Source organism: Algoriphagus sp. NF (assembly GCF_028823735.1).
Lineage (GTDB): Bacteria > Bacteroidota > Bacteroidia > Cytophagales > Cyclobacteriaceae > Algoriphagus > Algoriphagus marincola.
The window spans coordinates 91,083-108,690 of record NZ_JAPEIB010000012.1 but is presented as its reverse complement, the minus strand read 5'-3'; the positions used below and the strand labels follow the sequence as shown (position 1 = coordinate 108,690).

General features: G+C 43.0%; 11 protein-coding genes. 4 read left to right on the top strand and 7 right to left on the bottom strand.

Annotation, left to right across the window (positions count from 1 at the left end; all coding sequences use genetic code 11):
- Window positions 1–135 precede the first annotated feature (135 nt).
- The 4 genes from aroQ to rnhA all read left to right on the top strand — a co-directional run bounded on the left by aroQ (window position 136) and on the right by rnhA (window position 3,084).
- Entirely contained in the window at window positions 136–549 is a 414-nt protein-coding gene (gene aroQ / locus OU792_RS07985; RefSeq protein WP_026945177.1) for a type II 3-dehydroquinate dehydratase, read from the top strand.
- Between the two features lie 12 nt (window positions 550–561).
- Window positions 562–1,617: an aminotransferase class V-fold PLP-dependent enzyme gene (locus OU792_RS07980; RefSeq protein ID WP_134201517.1), complete on the top strand. Its 1,056-nt coding sequence runs from the start codon at window positions 562–564 to the stop codon at window positions 1,615–1,617.
- Window positions 1,618–2,020: 403 nt separating this feature from the next.
- Window positions 2,021–2,602 (top strand): MarC family protein, encoded by a 582-nt coding sequence (locus tag OU792_RS07975; RefSeq protein WP_026945180.1) that lies wholly within the window; start codon window positions 2,021–2,023, stop codon window positions 2,600–2,602.
- Window positions 2,603–2,628: 26 nt separating this feature from the next.
- Window positions 2,629–3,084, top strand: coding sequence for a ribonuclease HI (gene rnhA, locus OU792_RS07970; protein WP_134201518.1), 456 nt, complete (start codon window positions 2,629–2,631; stop codon window positions 3,082–3,084).
- Between the two features lie 174 nt (window positions 3,085–3,258).
- On the opposite strand, the gene OU792_RS07965 is transcribed toward rnhA, so the two are convergent.
- The 7 genes from OU792_RS07965 to OU792_RS07935 all read right to left on the bottom strand — a co-directional run bounded on the left by OU792_RS07965 (window position 3,259) and on the right by OU792_RS07935 (window position 17,590).
- Window positions 3,259–4,497: an ATP-binding protein gene (locus OU792_RS07965; RefSeq protein WP_274669910.1), complete on the bottom strand. Its 1,239-nt coding sequence runs from the start codon at window positions 4,495–4,497 to the stop codon at window positions 3,259–3,261.
- A gap of 76 nt (window positions 4,498–4,573) precedes the next feature.
- A complete protein-coding gene (locus OU792_RS07960) occupies window positions 4,574–5,701 on the bottom strand; it encodes a sugar phosphate isomerase/epimerase family protein (protein WP_274669909.1) in 1,128 nt (375 codons plus the stop codon).
- A gap of 51 nt (window positions 5,702–5,752) precedes the next feature.
- Window positions 5,753–7,093, bottom strand: a complete 1,341-nt coding sequence (locus OU792_RS07955; RefSeq protein ID WP_274669908.1) for a vanadium-dependent haloperoxidase — start codon at window positions 7,091–7,093, stop codon at window positions 5,753–5,755.
- A gap of 122 nt (window positions 7,094–7,215) precedes the next feature.
- Entirely contained in the window at window positions 7,216–10,488 is a 3,273-nt protein-coding gene (locus tag OU792_RS07950) for a VCBS repeat-containing protein (protein ID WP_274669907.1), read from the bottom strand.
- Window positions 10,478–13,777 carry a VCBS repeat-containing protein gene (locus OU792_RS07945; protein WP_274669906.1) on the bottom strand — a complete coding sequence of 1,100 codons (3,300 nt, stop codon included), beginning with the start codon at window positions 13,775–13,777 and terminating at the stop codon, window positions 10,478–10,480. Before OU792_RS07945 ends, OU792_RS07950 begins: the two co-directional genes overlap by 11 nt.
- Window positions 13,774–14,355 carry a hypothetical protein gene (locus OU792_RS07940; RefSeq protein WP_246628867.1) on the bottom strand — a complete coding sequence of 194 codons (582 nt, stop codon included), beginning with the start codon at window positions 14,353–14,355 and terminating at the stop codon, window positions 13,774–13,776. Before OU792_RS07940 ends, OU792_RS07945 begins: the two co-directional genes overlap by 4 nt.
- Window positions 14,318–17,590, bottom strand: a complete 3,273-nt coding sequence (locus OU792_RS07935; RefSeq protein ID WP_274669905.1) for a VCBS repeat-containing protein — start codon at window positions 17,588–17,590, stop codon at window positions 14,318–14,320. The genes OU792_RS07940 and OU792_RS07935 overlap by 38 nt, the downstream gene beginning before the upstream one ends.
- Window positions 17,591–17,608: the final 18 nt, after the last annotated feature.

The window sequence follows — 17,608 nt, the reverse complement described above, 5'->3', positions numbered from 1 at the left end:
CAAAGGTACGGATTTGATTGGTTAGATTTTTCTTTTCTAAAAAGCTGAAAATAAAGCCTTCAAATCTTTCGAAAATGATTTATTTATCTGCCTAGTTTTTAACTTTGATCTCTCAGACCAAAAGTCCTTCCAGTTTTGAAAATACAGATCATCAACGGACCCAATCTCAACCTCCTGGGAAAGCGCGAGCCTGAAGTTTACGGCAGCACATCATTCGGAGAATATTTCGAGGAGCTGAAAAGGCAATTTCCTCATATCGATCTACACTACTTTCAGAGCAATGTGGAGGGGGAGTTGATCAATAAAATTCATGAAGTGGGCTTTGATTTTGATGCCATTTTGCTGAATGCAGGTGGCTACACCCATACCTCGGTAGCCATCTCCGATGCCATTGCCGGGGTGACTACTCCCGTGCTGGAAGTTCACATCTCCAATATTTACAAGCGCGAGGAGTTTCGTCATAAAAGTATCATCTCTCAGGCCTGTGTCGGAATGATTTCTGGACTCGGCCTGAAGGGCTACGAACTGGGCATTCGCTATTTTCTATAAATTCTCTTACTTATGCTAACTTTCTCAGCAGGACCTTCCAAGGTTTACGATTCCATGCCTCAATATTTACAGGATGCTTATGACGCGGGTATCCTAAGTGCCAATCACCGGAGTGCAGCTTTTATGAATCTCTATCGGGAAGTTCATCAGCTCTACTGTGAAAAGCTACAAATGCCTGAGGATTATCAGCTGCTATTTACATCCTCAGCAACCGAAAACTGGGAAATCATCACTCAGTCCATTGTAGAGTCGGCTAGCTACCATATTTACTCGGGATCTTTTGGGAAGAAGTGGATCAACTTTGCCCAGCATATCAATCCCGAAACGGAAGGGCTAAAAATCGAGGCTGATCAGGCAATTGATGTGGCTAATTTGAATATAGCGGAGAAGTTCGACCTGATTGCCATCACCCAAAATGAAACCTCCAATGCGACGCAAGTTCCGATGGAAGTCTTGGAGGAAATACGAGATAAATATCCCGAAAAGCTTATAGCGGTTGATACGACCTCTAGTATGGGTGGAATAGCTTTGAATTTTAGTTTGGGAGATGTTTGGTACGCTTCCGTTCAAAAATGCTTCGGAATGCCGGCTGGTTTGGGAGTATTAATCTTGTCTCCCCGAGCCGTGGAGCAGACGGAGCGAAAGGGTGAAAAAGGTCGATACAACAGCCTGAATTTCATGTTGGAAAATGCCCGCTCATTCCAAACACATTACACGCCCAATGTCTTGGGAATCTACTTGCTGAAGCGGGTTTTACAGGATATTCCTGAAATCCAGCACATTTCCAGTAGACTCAGTGATCGGATGCACCAGCTCGAGCAGTGCATCATCCAGACATCAAGCTTGCGTTTGTTGGTTTCCAATTCGGAGACCCGAAGCAAGACCGTTTTGGGTGTGACTGGAACAGAAAGCCTTATCAGCGAAGTGAAAAAAACAGCTGAAGCAGAGGGAATGCAATTGGGAAGTGGCTATGGTCCATTGAAACCCACCTCTTTTCGGATCGCTAATTTCCCTGCTATTACGGATGAGGAAATGAATAAGCTAATGAGTTTCTTGCGTAAATATTAATTCTTTAATATTTTCCTGAATGAATTTTGAGGGAATTCCAAATAGGTCATCGGAAGTAAAGAAATGGGAACGAATATTATTCCTTCCAATTCTTCCGCTACTAGTTATCTCTATAGCGCTAGGATGGAACGTTTTGTTATTGGTACTATTTGGCTTTGCTATTTTGACCCAGGGATTCATCTATAATTTTTATCGTAAGGAAGGAAGGGGAAAGGAATTCCTAGTCCGGATGAGCATTCCTTTACTTGCTGCCTTGGTGATTCTAGCGTTTTTTGGATTTGAGTACTTTTTCAAAAACTGATTCTTAGGCTAGAATTAGATGAACACAGGTTTTCCCTCTGAGTAATAATTTCATAATCCGGCCTTCTTTCTTTTCCGGCAAAGAAATGTCTACTTTTGCGGCATGATTGACCTCAAGCAAATACTGTCGGTTTCATTGATCCTCTTTTCGGTGATAGATATACTCGGATCTATACCGATCATCATCAATTTGCGTAAAAAAGCCGGACACATTCAGTCCGAGAAAGCTACCCTTGCAGCGGGTGTTTTGATGATTCTTTTTCTTCTGGGAGGAAAAACCATCTTATCCCTCTTTGGAATCGGGGTGGAGGACTTTGCCATCGCTGGTGCTTTGATCATTTTTGCTTTGGGGGCTGAGATGATTTTGGGAATTGAGCTTTTCAAGCCGGATCCAGAAGCTTCCACAGGGGCATCTATTGTTCCTATTGCCTTCCCTTTGATAGCCGGTGCTGGTACTTTGACCACTATCTTAACTTTGAAGGCCGAGTTTGATCAGGTGAATATAGCGATCGGGATTGTCCTGAATTTAATCTTGGTCTATGTGGTCCTGAAAAGTACCTCTTGGCTGGAGCGTAAACTTGGCAAAACAGGCCTGGATGTACTCAGAAGGATCTTTGGGATTATTTTGCTTTCCATCGCTGTGAAAATTTTCAAAAGCAATGCCTTCCCCATGGAAATTGTCTAACAGGGCAAATTCCCTTTCTTTACATCATGATTACCATTTATACAGATGGAGCTGCCAAAGGCAATCCTGGTCCCGGTGGCTATGGAGCGGTTCTGAAGTTTAATAAGCACCGGAAAGAGCTTTCCGAAGGGTTTCGCCTGACCACCAACAATCGCATGGAGCTTTTGGCAGTGATCCGAGCTTTGCAAGAGTTAAAGCTTACGGGAATTCCCGTCACAATATATTCGGATAGCAAGTATGTCGTGGATGCTGTCGAAAAAGGTTGGCTTTGGGGCTGGCAGAAGAAAGGATTTAAGGACAAAAAAAACCCTGATCTCTGGCTTCGGTACATTCCGCTTCATCTGAAGTATAAGCCCAAGTTTGTCTGGGTGAAAGGTCATGCAGGAAATATTGAAAATGAGCGATGCGATCAGCTAGCGGTAGAAGCTGCGGAAGGTCCAGGTCTCAAAGTAGATGAGGGGTACGAGTCAAATACCAAATAGTAATTTAACCTGAAATATGCATTAGAAAATCTACTACGACCTCAAATTGCTTCAAAATCAGTTGTTCCACTTAACTTTTGATCTCACCGTAGCGGTGCTACGCCTCGATCTCCAAAGTGACTGATTTTCTTGCACTTTGAGTTATCGTTACGACTTCTCCTGCATAATCCAGGTTTAAGACAGATAAATCTTTTGGAAAGCCCTAACAGGAAGGAGCCGAATCATTTTTCCATTCACAGAAAGGCTGTCTTCTTGATCCAGGGTGAGTATAAAACCTTCTTTCAGGTCAAAAAAACTCATCGCTTCAAATAGGCCTTCTATTTCTCGATTTTTGTTTTCTGAATGGATTTTTTCAGAAACTTGTACAGCCCATTTGCAGGTTTTCTCTTCAAAAACCACAAAATCACATTCTTTTTTCTCACGGTAATAGAACAATTGATAGGTGGTTTTTCGGAAGATTAAATAGACCAAATTTTCCAATAATCTTCCTTGATCCTTTGAAAAGCTCAATGAATTGGCCCGTGCAAATCCAGTATCTATACAATATACTTTCTTGGGATTTTTGGATATGCTTTTAGCTGACCAGCTGAAGCGAGGTAGGAAAAATAGAAGATAGGCATCTTCTAACCAGTTTAGATAATCAGATACAGTATTTGCAGAGCCTATTTCAAAGGTTTTTTTGATGCCATTATAACTTATTTCTTTTCCCACATTGGATATCAGATACAGGGTGATATCTAAGAGTGTTTTGGTGTTTTTGATACTATAGCGAATAGCGATATCTCGGAAAACGATATCCTTGAGTAAGTTTTGAAGGATTTCAGGATTTTTGTCTCTGAGATATTCAGGAAAGCCTCCTAAGTCCAAATAATTTTGAAAGTTTTCTGCATTGTCTTCCCAAGCATGATATTCTAAAAACTCGGAATAGGAGAAGGGGAATATTTCATATGCCAAATACCTCCCTGTAAGTCGAGTGCCGAGCTCCCGGCTGAGAAGCGAAGCATTAGATCCAGTGATGAAGACTTTTTGCCCATGATCATGCAATTGCCTGACATATACTTCCCAACCTTTTACATTTTGGATTTCATCAAAAAAATAAGGTGAGCCACTTGATTCCAAGATCTCATCCAATTTGGAAAAATCATCAACTGTAAAATCAAATAATCGAGGATCTTCAAAGTTTAAATAGGAGTAGTTCGGAGTATATTCCTCGATAAGTTGTCGCATGAGAGAGCTTTTTCCGGATCTTCTGATTCCAGTGATTACTTCTACTTGTCGACTTCCTTTATTGATTTTGTTTTTCGCCTCTCTAGGAGTGAGTGACAAATGTTGATCAAAAAGTTTTTTTTGACGATTGACTGCTAGTTCTATTTCTTCTTTGAGTAGCATATTTCTACTATTTCTTCTACTCAAAGGTAAAGGTTTATTTTGACAATATAAACAAGTTTATTTTACCAGTATAAACTTTTATATACAGCCAATATAAACTCTAGGCTTGCAAGTCCTCCATTGTCACCAATGGGATGTCTTTTCGATTGACATCTTTCAGAGCTTGATACTCAGCTTGTGGATATACCCAGCCTTCATCAGTCAATTCATAGAGAAGTGGCGCTAAATTTTGGACAGCAGCTTTACAGCCTTGCACGATTGCACCCATTTTTCCGGTTTGCTTGGATAGGACCGCCTCATTTTCAATTTCAAAAGGTCCCGAAAAGCCTTTTTCCTTCAACACATTTACAAAAGCCCGCCAGTCCAAATGATCACCCAGACCAAATCCTGGAAGCGTAGCCTCATAATGATGTCTGTCCCAAGGATTGGAGCTGGATGGGATTCCGGCCTTTTTGGCCCAATCTTCAGGAATCTGATGCATGGGATACATGTTTCCCCAGAAAGGATCAGGATTGTTGCGGGTGGATTTGACATGGATACGCTTCAGGCGACTCATATCTGTATTTTTGATCACCCCCACGGGGTCTGTGTGCTGCCAGATATCGTGGGAGGGATCATAAATTTCCCCATGATTCTTGGCAGGAATCAATTCATACATGAGTTTACGTGCTGCTAGTACCCCAGGCAAGTTGTTGTAAGTACTAAACTGACCTGAACTTCTCCAGCCTTCCATAGGGCAGTTCTCATAGAGTATGCTGACTCCTAAGTCGGCTGCATATTGAATAATTGGAGTAAAGATCTTTTGATATTCAAGTAGATTCTTTTCAAACCCACCTTCTTGATTTCCCAATTCATGATTGTAACCGACAAAAGTGCCAACTTTCACATCATTCTCATCCCCTCCGAGGAGGTGGGCCATTCGGATGAGTCGGAGTAAATGGTTCTGATTTTTGACACGCTGAATGGGATCACCACCGATCAAATTTTCAAAGGCCCCGATCGAAAGACGAAGAGATGCTTGGTTGAATTGCTCAATAATCCGATGAGCATCTTCGGGCCCAAAACTTTCATAATCCAAATGGGTAGCGACAAAATCATCCCGTGTGCCATCTCTTCGGAAGACGCAAAGGTCCAAGCCCTGCACGCCAATTTCATTTGCTTTGGAGATAGTTTGTTCCAAATTCAGCTGATCGAAAGCTGAAGTCATGATCCAAATCGGATTAGCCATTTGTCTTAAGGTTTTTTGGGTAAAAAAAACAGCCCTTTCGGGCTGCTTAAATTAATTGTTTTCTGCCAAATTTTTTGGCTTGGTGCTGATTCGTTTCCAAATCAACTCACCTACTTGTCGTCCTTGCCATACTCCCTCCTCAATCGCAGGCATGTAGTGAATACCGCCATACAATCTGGAAATCGCTGCTTCGGAAGAGGCTTCCAAAAATGAATCATATTCTCTGACAGGAAGCCCATAATTTACCTCTGAACTGTCCACAAAATGAAATTCCTCTCCAAATATCTGAGTCAAGGTATAGGCAGCAGCGGTGGAGGCGACGCTATGTCCGCTGGTATGCTCAGGAAATGGAGGTGTCTGTAGAATGGGAAGCCACTCCTCATCAATGTACTGATTGATGTATGTTTCTGGGCGAATTAAAACGCTTCGATATTTCTCATCCCAGCAAGCCACAAAAGCGTCATGCAGCGATACTCCGGTCAAAGCCAAGGCTTCGGCGGTCTTTTTCCAGTCTGCATTTGCGGTTTTAGAAGCGATAGCTGCGATACTCATCCAATGCCCTCCGGGAGTAATCTTTTTCTCGGCAAACATCACGTGACCTTTGACATTCATCTTGTATGGATTACAATCCCAAAACATCGCAATATCTAATTCTTCCTGCTTGGCTTTATTTACTGTTTCATAGACTTCGTAAGCCAGTTTATAAAATTCTGAATTTGGATCTGTGGAAAAAGGTGGGGGAGGAGATACCTTAAACTGAGCAGCTGAATCGATCACAAATGTTCTGATCTTATTCCAATGGGGTTCGATTCCCTCCATATATGCAGGAGGTGTAGGTTCCCAGGTACCCGGAAGATTTGTTACCGTGTATTTTGGGAATGAGCGGCTTTCGTGGTAATTGTCTTTTTTGGAATAAGCAATGACTGCATCTGCTACCTCTTGACCAAACTCCAAAGATGCTTCAAATACATCATCCGGGATTCCTTTTTCTTTCAATTCCTCATAGATTCCATCCCGATGCGCATTGACCATATCTTCTGAAAAGATCAATGCCGTCCCTGTTGTGTAATAGGCTGCCAAAGAGGCAAGTGGTGGGTAGACTTTATCTGGAATGGTAAAACTCACTGATTCGGAACCCTTCAACTGCCCCAAAAGGGACTGGTAGGCAGGGTCTGAGGCTGCAGCAACTTCGTAAGCTGCCAAGGATGAATAGGAGTAGATCCGAGCTGCCACCGGAGGGGAGAAAATATCATGAATGATCACCTCTGTGATCCGGTCTTGTGCTCTGGAAATATAGCTTCCATCTGTGATGACCTGACTGTAATCTACAGGCTCTTGGCAGGAAACAGTAATCAGGAAAATGGATAAGATAAGTAGACGTATGCTACGCATAATCGGGTAATTTTAATCTATTAAAGCTTTGATTTTTTCGTCGTGGAGTTAATCAACTCCCTGTTACTTTGTACGATAGGGACAAAGCTAGGTTAATTTATGAAAACAGCCTATGATATTTATCATTCCTGTATTTGGTCTAAAGGATAAATGGGGCCATTATGCGTCAATGCAAATACCTGTTTCTTGATCTCAAACAAAGCTCTCACCTCTGCATGAAGGGGTAGATTTTCATCTAATTCGACCTTTTTCCATTGGTTCTCCTCCAATTTCCATGCAGAAAGGGAAGATGCAGTTGCTTTTCCCAAATCCACTCGGTATCCTGAGAAATTACCTCCCAAAATTAGGGTTTTGGTATCCTCGTTCCAATGGATGGCAAATATCGGGCTTAGCTGAGCTTCCCAAGGAAATGGTTCAAATGTAAAGCTTCCGTCTTGGTTTTGAAAGTAAACACCCGAACGGAATTCCACCGCTTTTTTGGGTGTCACTTGGTCAAGGGTATTTTCAGGGAAAAGGTCCTTTGGGCTTTTAATTTGGGCATATTCCTGATAGTTCGGATGCTTACGTTTGATTCCGGGTATTTGCTTGATCAAGTCATCCCGGGTAGCAAATGGTACCAATTTTTCACCCATAAAATGAAAGATTAGCGGATCTGCCTGCCCATTTTCGTCGAAATCATGGTGATAGAGATAGACTGGTTTTTCCGGGCTGGCTTTTAGCTTGGAGTTCAATCCCAAATTTCCGGTGAGAATGTCCAAAAGACCATCTCCATTAATGTCTGCTAGCTGTAGGTCATTGATCCATCCTGCCGAATTCTCCAAACCCTCAGGGAAAAATTCTACGAGTTTGCCATCAGTTTTCTTGAAAACACGGACTCTTTGCCATTCCCCTGAAAGTAGGAGTTCATCAGTCCCATCCTGATCCAAATCGCTCCACTTGACTGAATTAACCATCCCGAAATCGATATCTTCTCCAAACCATTCTTCGGTTTGCTCTCGAAATTGTCCATTTCCGTTGTTGATGAGGAGGTAGCTTTTTGGGCTTGCACCATAGTCGCCTGCCACATTCGAAGCTCCGATAAAGAGGTCTAAGGCACCATCCCCATTTACATCTGAGGGTGCTATCGCTGCCGTATTTTCGCCGATTGGTGGCAAGGCATTTGGGAAGAAGGTAAACTGACCGGTACCATTGCCCAAAAACACCCGATCAAAAAGAAATAGATTTCCTTGCTCGAGTTCATTTCCCCCACTTGCTACGTAGAGATCTAATGCACCATCTCCATTCAAGTCAGCAAAAGTGGCAACGATATCTTCTGCCCGGGCCAATTGGTTGAAGGTTGGGTTTTCAATTTTTTCAAAAGATCCATCTGCCTGTTGCAAATGCAGTTCACCTGCCTGATCCTTAGCACCTCCCAAATACACATCCTCCAGCCCATCTCCATTCACATCTGCTACCGCTACCGCGGGTCCAGAAATGGCATAACTTCTTGGGATCAGGTATTCACGATCACTCTCTTTGATGCTGTTTTTTTCTTGATGTATCCAGTTGAAAGGACTTTCAGGCAGAATTTCCTCCTCAACTGTCAGTTTACTTTCACTTAATTCACCATTCCCTTTTTGGAGCTTTTGGTGGGTGTTGATTGAAATGCTTTTGAAAGCCTCTTGTTCTCCTTCAGGCCAACTTACTTGTACGGAGTCTATTGCGTCGATTTCGCCCAACCCAAAAGTCAGGACAGTAGACGTGCCAGATTGAAATCCTCTCGAGGTACTGAGGAATTGGCGGAAAACTCTTTTTCCAGCGAAAACCTGGACTTCTGCCCCAACCCCAAAAGGGTTTTTGCTGCTTGAGGAAAGACTGATTTGGACAAAATTTCTATTTAGCCTTTCACTTTGATTTTGGTAGATGAAAGCTTCCTGATCGAGATTATTGATAATGAGATCCAAATCCCCATCATTATCCAAATCGGCATAAGTACTGCCATTGGAATAGGACTCCTGATCAAGTCCCCAGCTTGATTGTACCTGTTCAAATTTTAGATTACCCTGATTTTGAAAAGCGTAATTTGGAAGCTTAACGCTTGGGAGCATGTCGATTTGTCTTTTGCGAAGCTCTGAGAAAGTCATATTAGGATCAGCCTCCTGAGAATATTGGATAAAGTCCAGATCATTCGGTCTTTTGACTATACCATTGGTGATGTGGATGTCCATCAAGCCATCATTGTCCATATCAAAAATCAATGGGGACCAACTCCAGTCTGAAGCAAAAGTACCGGCATAAAGCGCAATTTCACTGAAACCTTTTTTGTCTTGATTCAATTGCAGATGATTTCTGACATATTGATCTCCATAATTGAACTGCTTTTTGATCGAGTAAACCTCTACTTTGTCCTCCCCAACTGATTTCATCCAGATTTCCGGGTCTTCGGGAAGCATATCAGTGGTGATGATATCGGGCCTTCCATCTCCATTGAGATCGGCAGCATCATTTCCCATCGAGTAGCGCGAGGTGTTGGCAATCAGAGATTCAAGGGATTCTTGAAAAGTCCCGTCTTGCTGATTCAGGTAGAGGTAGTCGTTTTCTGTAAAATCGTTAGAAACGTAAATATCCGGCCAGCCATCTCCATTGAAATCTTCTATGGCAACACCTAAACCAAAGCCCAGAATGCTAGAGTAAATTCCGGCAGACTCAGTGACATCCACAAAGCGATCTTCTCCTTCTACGGATAAGTTTTTCAATAGTCGATCTCCCCCTTCATCTGCTTTATATCGGTTTTCTGATTGGGCAAAAACCTCCGGGGACTTCACACCATGATTCAGCAAGTAAAGGTCGAGGTCTCCATCTCTGTCAAAATCAAAAAATGCCGCATGAGTCCCAAACCCTTTGAAATCAACCCCGTATTGCTCTGATTTTTCTTCAAATGTCAGATTTCCTTGATTGATGAGAAGTCGGTTATGACCTTGGATCCCCTTGTAATCACCCACTTGGCTGATATAAATGTCCAAAAAGCCATCTCCATTTACATCACCGAAAATGACCCCATTGGACCAGCCTTTGACAGATTGAACTCCTGAGGATTCACTGATATCTTCAAACTGAAGATTGCCCTTATTTAGGTACAGCTTATTGGGAACTTGATTTCCGGTAAAAAATAAATCTACCAGACCATCATTATTAATGTCTCCAGCTGCAACTCCACCTCCATTGTAGAAATAGAGGTACTCCAGGATATTCAATGAGTCCGTGGATTGAAGTGAATTTTCAAATGTTACATCGGACTTCTCTGCAGGAATGAGCTCAAAGAGGCTTTGCTCTTTTTTTCTTTTTTCACAGGAATAAAAAGAGAGTGACAGGCCGAGAATACCGAGAATTAATTTGCTTTTGATTCTACTCCTCATACTTCCAAATTTCTGCCGCCGCGTTGTTTTTGATTACTAGCAGCCTTGAATCATATAGCCATTTGAAATGACGAACTTCTCCCTGCAATTGCATCGAATGAATGCGATTAGGAATAAAGCGGAACGTTCCATCCCCATTCCCAAGCAGCACTTCACCATAGCTTGCATCCGATTTTCCGATTTCGGGTTTGATCCCATAAAGATTTCCTCCTAAGATAAGATCCAGAATACCATCACCGTCCAGATCAGCTGTTTCAATCGCAAAAATCATGGACCGCTGTGCTTCAATCGGGAGGGATTTCCATTCAAATTTCCCTGACCCTTGATTCATCAATACCCCTGATTCCAAATGATTGACTTCGCTGATAATGGATTTTCCGATGGTTTCTTGATCAAAAATCTGCTCCAGCGTTTGATTATTGTAATTGCTGTAGCGGATGTATTTCTTTTTGATACTTGGGACCTGCTTTTCCAGTTCGTGTTTGAGCGTGTATGGAATAGCGACTCCGTTTCGGACGGTGGTGAAAAGCTGCTCAATGGAGCCGTTTTGATCAAAATCATTTAAGTACAAGCGGACAGGCTGTTCCTCAGATGCTTTGAATCGGGTATTTAGCCCTTGATTTCCTAAAATCAAATCCGGTTTTTGATCCTTGTTGAGGTCAGCTACTTTGAGACTTCGGTACCAGCCTTTTTTGCTTTCCATTTCAGGCATGCTGATTTTCTCTAGCTTTCCTCCTGTATTTCTGAAGAAGGTCGGTGCCATCCAGTCTCCCACCAGCACCAAGTCTTCCTTTCCATCTCCATCCCAATCAAGTTTGGCAGCATCTGTGACCATGCCGATTTCTAGCAGTTCAGGAGCGTAATTTTGTGTTTGTTCGGTGAATTGCCCTTTTCCATCATTGATCCAAATATGACCGCTGGCAGGAGCGCCATAGACGAAAGGAACCAATCGATCTCCGATAAACAAGTCCATAGCACCATCTTCATTGATGTCTATCGGGACGACTACTGAGCTGCTGCCACGAAGGCTTTGCAAGCCACTGTTTTCGGATTTGGTGAAATTTCCTTTCCCGTCATTTAGGTAAAGTCGGTCAGCAAGATCCAGGGCATTTAGCGGGAATTCATTTCCTCCGGAGCTTACAAAGAGATCCAAAGATCCATCTCCATTGGCGTCGAAAAATACCGCATCGGTATCCTCTGAATTTTTATCTCCTTCGAAGGCTTCCTGCGAACTGAATTTAAACTTGCCGGTAGAAGTGCCTAAGAAAATCTGTCCTGCTGCATCTTTTGATCCTCCAAAGTAAAAGTCTTCCAGCCCATCTCCATTCACATCGGCTGTGGCCATGGCCGGCCCCTCGGTAGAAAACAGGTGATACGTTAATCTATCCCGATCAAAATCTACGAAGATGTTTTCCCGGTGCTCGAAGGCGAGCTGATCTTTATTCTCTTTTTTGAAAGTCCCAAAATCAGAATCAGAAGAAGGACGGTCAATGGCTTCTTTTGCATCCTCCCATTTCAGGGAAATCAATTGGTTGACGTCTTGATCCTTGAGGATGGTTTCCCTGTTGTCAGGCCAAGTGACGCGGATTTCATCCAGTTTGGAAATAGCTCCTAGTCCGATTGTAAGTTTTGGATCGACAGAGGATTGAAAGCCCCGATTGGGCATCTGCTCCTGATAGAAAATCTCCTCTCCAGCTGTGATTTGAATTTGAGTTCCGATCGCATAGGTGTTTTTACTTTTGCCTTCTAGCTGGATTTGCAAGTAGTTTTTTTCGCTCAACAAACTGTCGGCCTGATTGATGAAAAGCTGTGCAGGACGATTTACATTGTTGATCACCAAATCAGGGTATCCATCGTTGTTGAGGTCTCCATAAGCAGCTCCATTAGAATGGATGGCTTTTCCCAATCCCCAGGCATCAGCTTGATTGACAAACTTCAGGTTGCCTTGATTCTGATAGGCATAGTTTGGAACTGGAGTGATCGGAATGGGATCTATCAATGCCCGGTAATCTACACCCTCTCCCGTAATAATTTTTACTTTAGTGTCTTCATCATCGATGAAGTTCAGGTAATCCAAGTCGGTAATATCTTGATAAATGCCATTGGCTACGAAAAGGTCCCGCTTGCCATCGCTATCCATGTCGAAAATCAGGGCTCCCCAACTCCAATCGGTAGCTTCCACGTTGGCAAGCCGGCCGACTTCGCTAAAGCTTCCATCCCCATTGTTCAGATGGAGCATATTTCTCGAAAACTGATAATGGTAGCCGTGATTTTTATTGAATTGAAACTTATCCCAATTTTCGAAAGTGGTTACCTGCTTCAGTCTCTCCAAGGGTTCAGGGAGCATATCTGTGACAAAAATGTCCAATAAGCCATCTCCGTTTATATCGGCAATATCCGCACCCATGGAAGCCGCGGAAATGGATCGCATAGAGGACTCCAAAGATTCAGTGAAGGTTCCATCCTGATTGTTGATGTAGAGATAGTCCTTTTCAAAAAAATCATTGGAGATGAAAATGTCCGGCCAAGTATCCTGATTCACATCTCCGATCGTGATGCCTAGCCCAAAACCAATAATCGATCCGTAAATTCCCGCCTCTTCGCTGACATCTGTGAAGCTTTCCCCATCATTTCGGAAGAGTTTGTCACCACCAACCGGGTCTCGCTTGGGGCGCTCATTTTGCATTTTATTGAAGCTACCAATGGCCTGATAGCTATTGTTTAGAAGGTAGACATCTAGGTCACCATCCTTGTCATAATCGAAAAATACCGCATGGGTAGAAAATCCCTCATCGGCTAGGCCATATTTTTCAGCCTCTTCCGAAAAATTCCCATTACCCTGATTGATGAAAAGCTCATTTTGCTTATTGTCGCCGGAAATATCCCCGGAGTTGCAAACATAGATATCCAGCAGTCCATCACCGTTCACATCAGCCATCGCGACACCTGTAGACCATGCACGGGTCCCAGCCACTCCTGCCTGCTCCGTGACATCCTCAAATTCTAAATTTCCTCGGTTTAGATATAGTCTGTTTGGTCCCAGGTTGGCGGTGAGGTAGATGTCGAGTAGTCCGTCTTGATTGACATCCCCTAGAGCTACTCCACCTCCGTTATAATAATTTCTGTAAGTGAAAATATTGAAATCCTCGTCAAAGGATAGGTCATTGCTAAAGTTTACTCCAGAGACTGCGGGGTCTAATTCCTGAAAAAGAGTGGGAGCCTTCTCCTCCTTTTGCTTACAGGAAAAAGCCAAGATTAAACTGAGTGCTATGTAAGAGTAATTTCTCATTCGTTTTCTTCTAGGCTTTTCAAAATGTTTAAGTCGGCTATCTCAGCCCTTACTACGGAGAGGCTTTTTTTGAAAACCCGAACTCTGCGATTACCATCGATTTTCACAAAGGCTATTAGACTTCGATCTTCATTACTGACTTCAAAGAATCCAGGTCCGTACCACTCTTCAAATTGAGCTACGACATCTTCTCGGAGGTTTTCCACGCTTAGCTCTTCATTCCATGGAGCCCATCCCTCATAGGTGAATTCCACCGGCATTAGGTAGATCTTATCATCTTCAAATTTGGGGTAGAACCGCATTTTAGCTTCTTTTCCAGAAGGTAGGGTTACATTGTATTCAACGGAAAGCTCGGTGGGGCCATTGCTTAGCACTCCTTTCTTATTCCAATCCCAACAAGTCTGGAAGAAGTCCTTTCTTACCATTCCTAATTCCAAATCCAGAAAGAGCTCATTATTGATCTCGCCTGAGGAAAGTTCCTCTTGCTCTATTTTTTGATATTCGCTTTGGCAAGAAATCAAACCCGATAGCATGGTACAGCTAAGGACGAATCTTAAATAGAACCGGTTTATCATCATTTTTACTTACGATTAAATATTGATTGTTTTGGATGGCTAGGATATCCCGGATTTCTCCTGGAATTGCCATTCCACTTTCGGCAGGCATCATAGCCTTCCATTTTCCTGAATTGTCTTTTTGTAAAACCCATCCATAGGAAGCTAGTTGCGTTCCAAGTTCTGGTTTGATACGACTCTGATTGCCTCCCAAGATGAGGTATTGGCCAGCTGCCGTCTTAAGCGAATGAATCGCAAATACCGGAGCTTGCTGTACTTCCTGCGGCAATTCTGACTTGGTAAATCGCTTCCCATTCTCATTTTTCCAAAGGGTAGTTTCCAGATTTTCAGCCTCCAAAATTAAGGAATTTGAAAGGGAGTTGGCAGGGAAAAGCTCCTCCATGCTTTTATCCTGATAGTCTGAATAGCGAACCAGGTTTTTTCGAAGTGAGGGGATTTGCTTGAGAAGCGCGTTTTTCATTACCCAAGGAATTGATTTCTCCCCATCAAACTCGCAAAGAATTGGGTCTAGGCTTCCGTTTTGGTCAAAATCATTGATGTACATCCGAAGCTTTGAACCATTTTTGAAGTGAAGGCGGGTATTGGTTCCACTGTTTCCTGCTAGTATTTCTGGATATCCATCTTGATCGAGATCTTCGACCAAAAGTCGATTCCAAAGACCTGTACTTTCTGCAAATCCAAATTCGGTAGTGCGGTTGGTTAGTGCTTCATCCAATGAAAAAATCTTAATAGCCATCCATTCTCCCGCCACAATTAGCTCGCTAATGCCATCTCCATCCAAGTCGGCCAATGCCCCATCTGTCAACATGCCTAGGTTGTTAATAGACTCTCCATAGGATTCGGAAATGTCTTTGAAGTTCCCTTTTCCATCATTTTCCCAAATGCCCAATCCTTCCGGTACTCCATAGGCAAAAGGCTGGGCACGGTATCCAAAGATCAAGTCTTCATCCCCATCTTGGTCCAGATCATGCGAAAGGGCAAAAGCGGTGGGTCGGGAATCGAATCCTTGTTCACTAAAAATGAACTCTCCTTGTTCGTTTTGGATGAAAAGTTGATCACGATATTGAGGACTGCGAGCCGGGAATTCTATTCCTCCGGACCATGTGAGTAAATCTTGCCGTCCATCTCCGTTGGCATCGAAAAATGCAGCTCCTATGATTTCCATTTCTGGATTTTGCCCTACCAATCGCTCACTTTCGTCCTTGGTTTTTCCAGCCTGATCTATTCTGAATAGTTGGGAAGGATAGCCCTTTGCTCCCGGAAGAAAAATCAGCGATTCATCCGCTTCTGGAGTGGGTGCTATTCTCGGGCCTTCATTACTGATGGACCAAAACCGAAGTCTATCCCGATCGAAATCTACAAAAGGACTTTCTTGATGCTTGATACTTTCGGGAAGTGGGAGCTCTTCAAAGAGTGGAGAAACCAAGTCTTTCTGATCTCTTAAAAGCTCCTTTTCTAAAGGGGAGAGCTTTAGGTATTGATTTGCGGAAATATTTTTGAGAATAGTCTCACTCAAATCAGGCCAAATTACTTGGATTTCCTCAATGGAAGATTCATCTCCCAATCCAAAGGCCAAACGGGGATCTACAGAGGACATATACCCTTTGACTGGATGGTACTCTTGAACTTGTATTTTTGAAGAGGTCGTGACTCTTACTTTGGCTCCAAAGTATCCGCTGAGGTCCAAACCTATAAAATTGTTCTTCCCATGCTCAATGCTGGTATTTCGATAGACTCCTGCTTCATCATTGAGGTTGTTTACCACCAGATCCAAGTCTCCGTCATTATCTAGATCACCGTAGGCTGCCCCAGTACTAAAGGTCGCCTGATCCAATCCACTCGTTTCTGCCTGATTTTCAAATGACCAATTCCCTTGGTTTTTGAACCAAAAATTGGTCTGTGGATTGGAAGGAAAGGCATCGATCATCTTGGTGACCAAAATGGAATCTGCCCGATAATCCTCTATCTTCTCCTGATTGTTCATGTAAAAATCTACGAAATCAAAGTCAGTCAGGTCCTTCACGATGCCATTGGCCACGAAAACATCTTTCAAACCATCCAAATCCGCATCAAAAATCAAAGCTCCCCAGCTCCAATCGGTAGCATGCACGCCAGCCATTCGGGCTATCTCCGTAAACAGGGGTAAATCAGAATTTGGGTTTTTCCCCAAGTTTCTTTGGAGGGTATTTCGAGTAAATTGTCGGTGGTAACCAGCCTTCAGATTAGATTGATACTTGTCCCATTCCTCAAAAGGTGTTTTGGTTTTGGCACGGGCTAGATCAGCCGGAAGCATTTCAGTGACAAATATCTCGGGAAGCCCGTCATTATTGAGGTCAGCAATATCAGCTCCCATAGAACCCATGCTGATTTCGGGTAAAAGATCAGGGAGAATCTCCCGGAAAGTTCCATCTTGATTATTGAGATAGAGGTAATCCCGCTCGAAAAAGTCATTGGAAACGTATAGATCGGGCCAATAGTCCTCGTTTAGGTCAGCGACCGTCACCCCGAGTCCATAGCCAATCACGCTACCATAAATCCCTGCTTGCTCGCTAATATCGGTGAATTTTTCTCCATCGTTTCTGAAAAGCTTATTCCCACCTTCGGGATCTCGGATTTCACGTTGCCCTTCCCTGAGATCAAATACACCCACCGAGCGGGCGGAATTACTCAGAAGGTATAAATCTAAATCTCCGTCTTTGTCAAAATCAAAAAAAACCGCATGTTGGGAGAGTCCAACTTCATCCAAGCCATATGCTTTTGCTTGATTCTCAAATTGTAGATTTCCCAGATTGATATAGAGCTCATTGGCTCGATTGGCACTGTTGAGAGGGCCAGATTTACAAAAATAAATATCGAGTAAACCGTCCTGATTCACATCTGCTAGGCTTACTCCGGTATTCCATTCATTTTGGGAAATAATCCCGGCGGAATCCGTAATGTCTTTGAATTTGAAGTTTCCTTGGTTGAGGTAGATTTTGTTGGGGCTCTGATTTCCTGAGAAAACAATATCAATCAGTCCGTCATTATTTAAATCTCCTAAACCGACTCCAGCCCCATTGTAGAAATTTCGAAAAGTGTAAGGGTTAACTGACTCGGTATAACTAAGGTCATTTCTGAATGTTATCCCTGACTCCTCAGGTTTTATTTTTTCAAAAAGTAATTGCTCGCTTTCTCCTTTTTTCTGGCAGGAGGCGAGTATGGAAAAAAGAATAAAGAGGAAAGAAGCTGACTTCTTCATACTTGTAAAAAAAAGGAA

Bases quoted from the DNA above. Each gene is read 5' to 3' on its own strand.
- OU792_RS07960 (WP_274669909.1), bottom strand. From the start codon at position 5,701: ATGGCTAATCCGATTTGGATCATGACTTCAGCTTTCGATCAGCTGAAT.
- OU792_RS07935 (WP_274669905.1), bottom strand. From the start codon at position 17,590: ATGAAGAAGTCAGCTTCTTTCCTCTTTATTCTTTTTTCCATACTCGCC.
- rnhA (WP_134201518.1), top strand. From the start codon at position 2,629: ATGATTACCATTTATACAGATGGAGCTGCCAAAGGCAATCCTGGTCCC.
- OU792_RS07980 (WP_134201517.1), top strand. From the start codon at position 562: ATGCTAACTTTCTCAGCAGGACCTTCCAAGGTTTACGATTCCATGCCT.
- OU792_RS07950 (WP_274669907.1), bottom strand. From the start codon at position 10,488: ATGAGGAGTAGAATCAAAAGCAAATTAATTCTCGGTATTCTCGGCCTG.
- OU792_RS07955 (WP_274669908.1), bottom strand. From the start codon at position 7,093: ATGCGTAGCATACGTCTACTTATCTTATCCATTTTCCTGATTACTGTT.
- OU792_RS07945 (WP_274669906.1), bottom strand. From the start codon at position 13,777: ATGAGAAATTACTCTTACATAGCACTCAGTTTAATCTTGGCTTTTTCC.
- OU792_RS07975 (WP_026945180.1), top strand. From the start codon at position 2,021: ATGATTGACCTCAAGCAAATACTGTCGGTTTCATTGATCCTCTTTTCG.
- OU792_RS07940 (WP_246628867.1), bottom strand. From the start codon at position 14,355: ATGATGATAAACCGGTTCTATTTAAGATTCGTCCTTAGCTGTACCATG.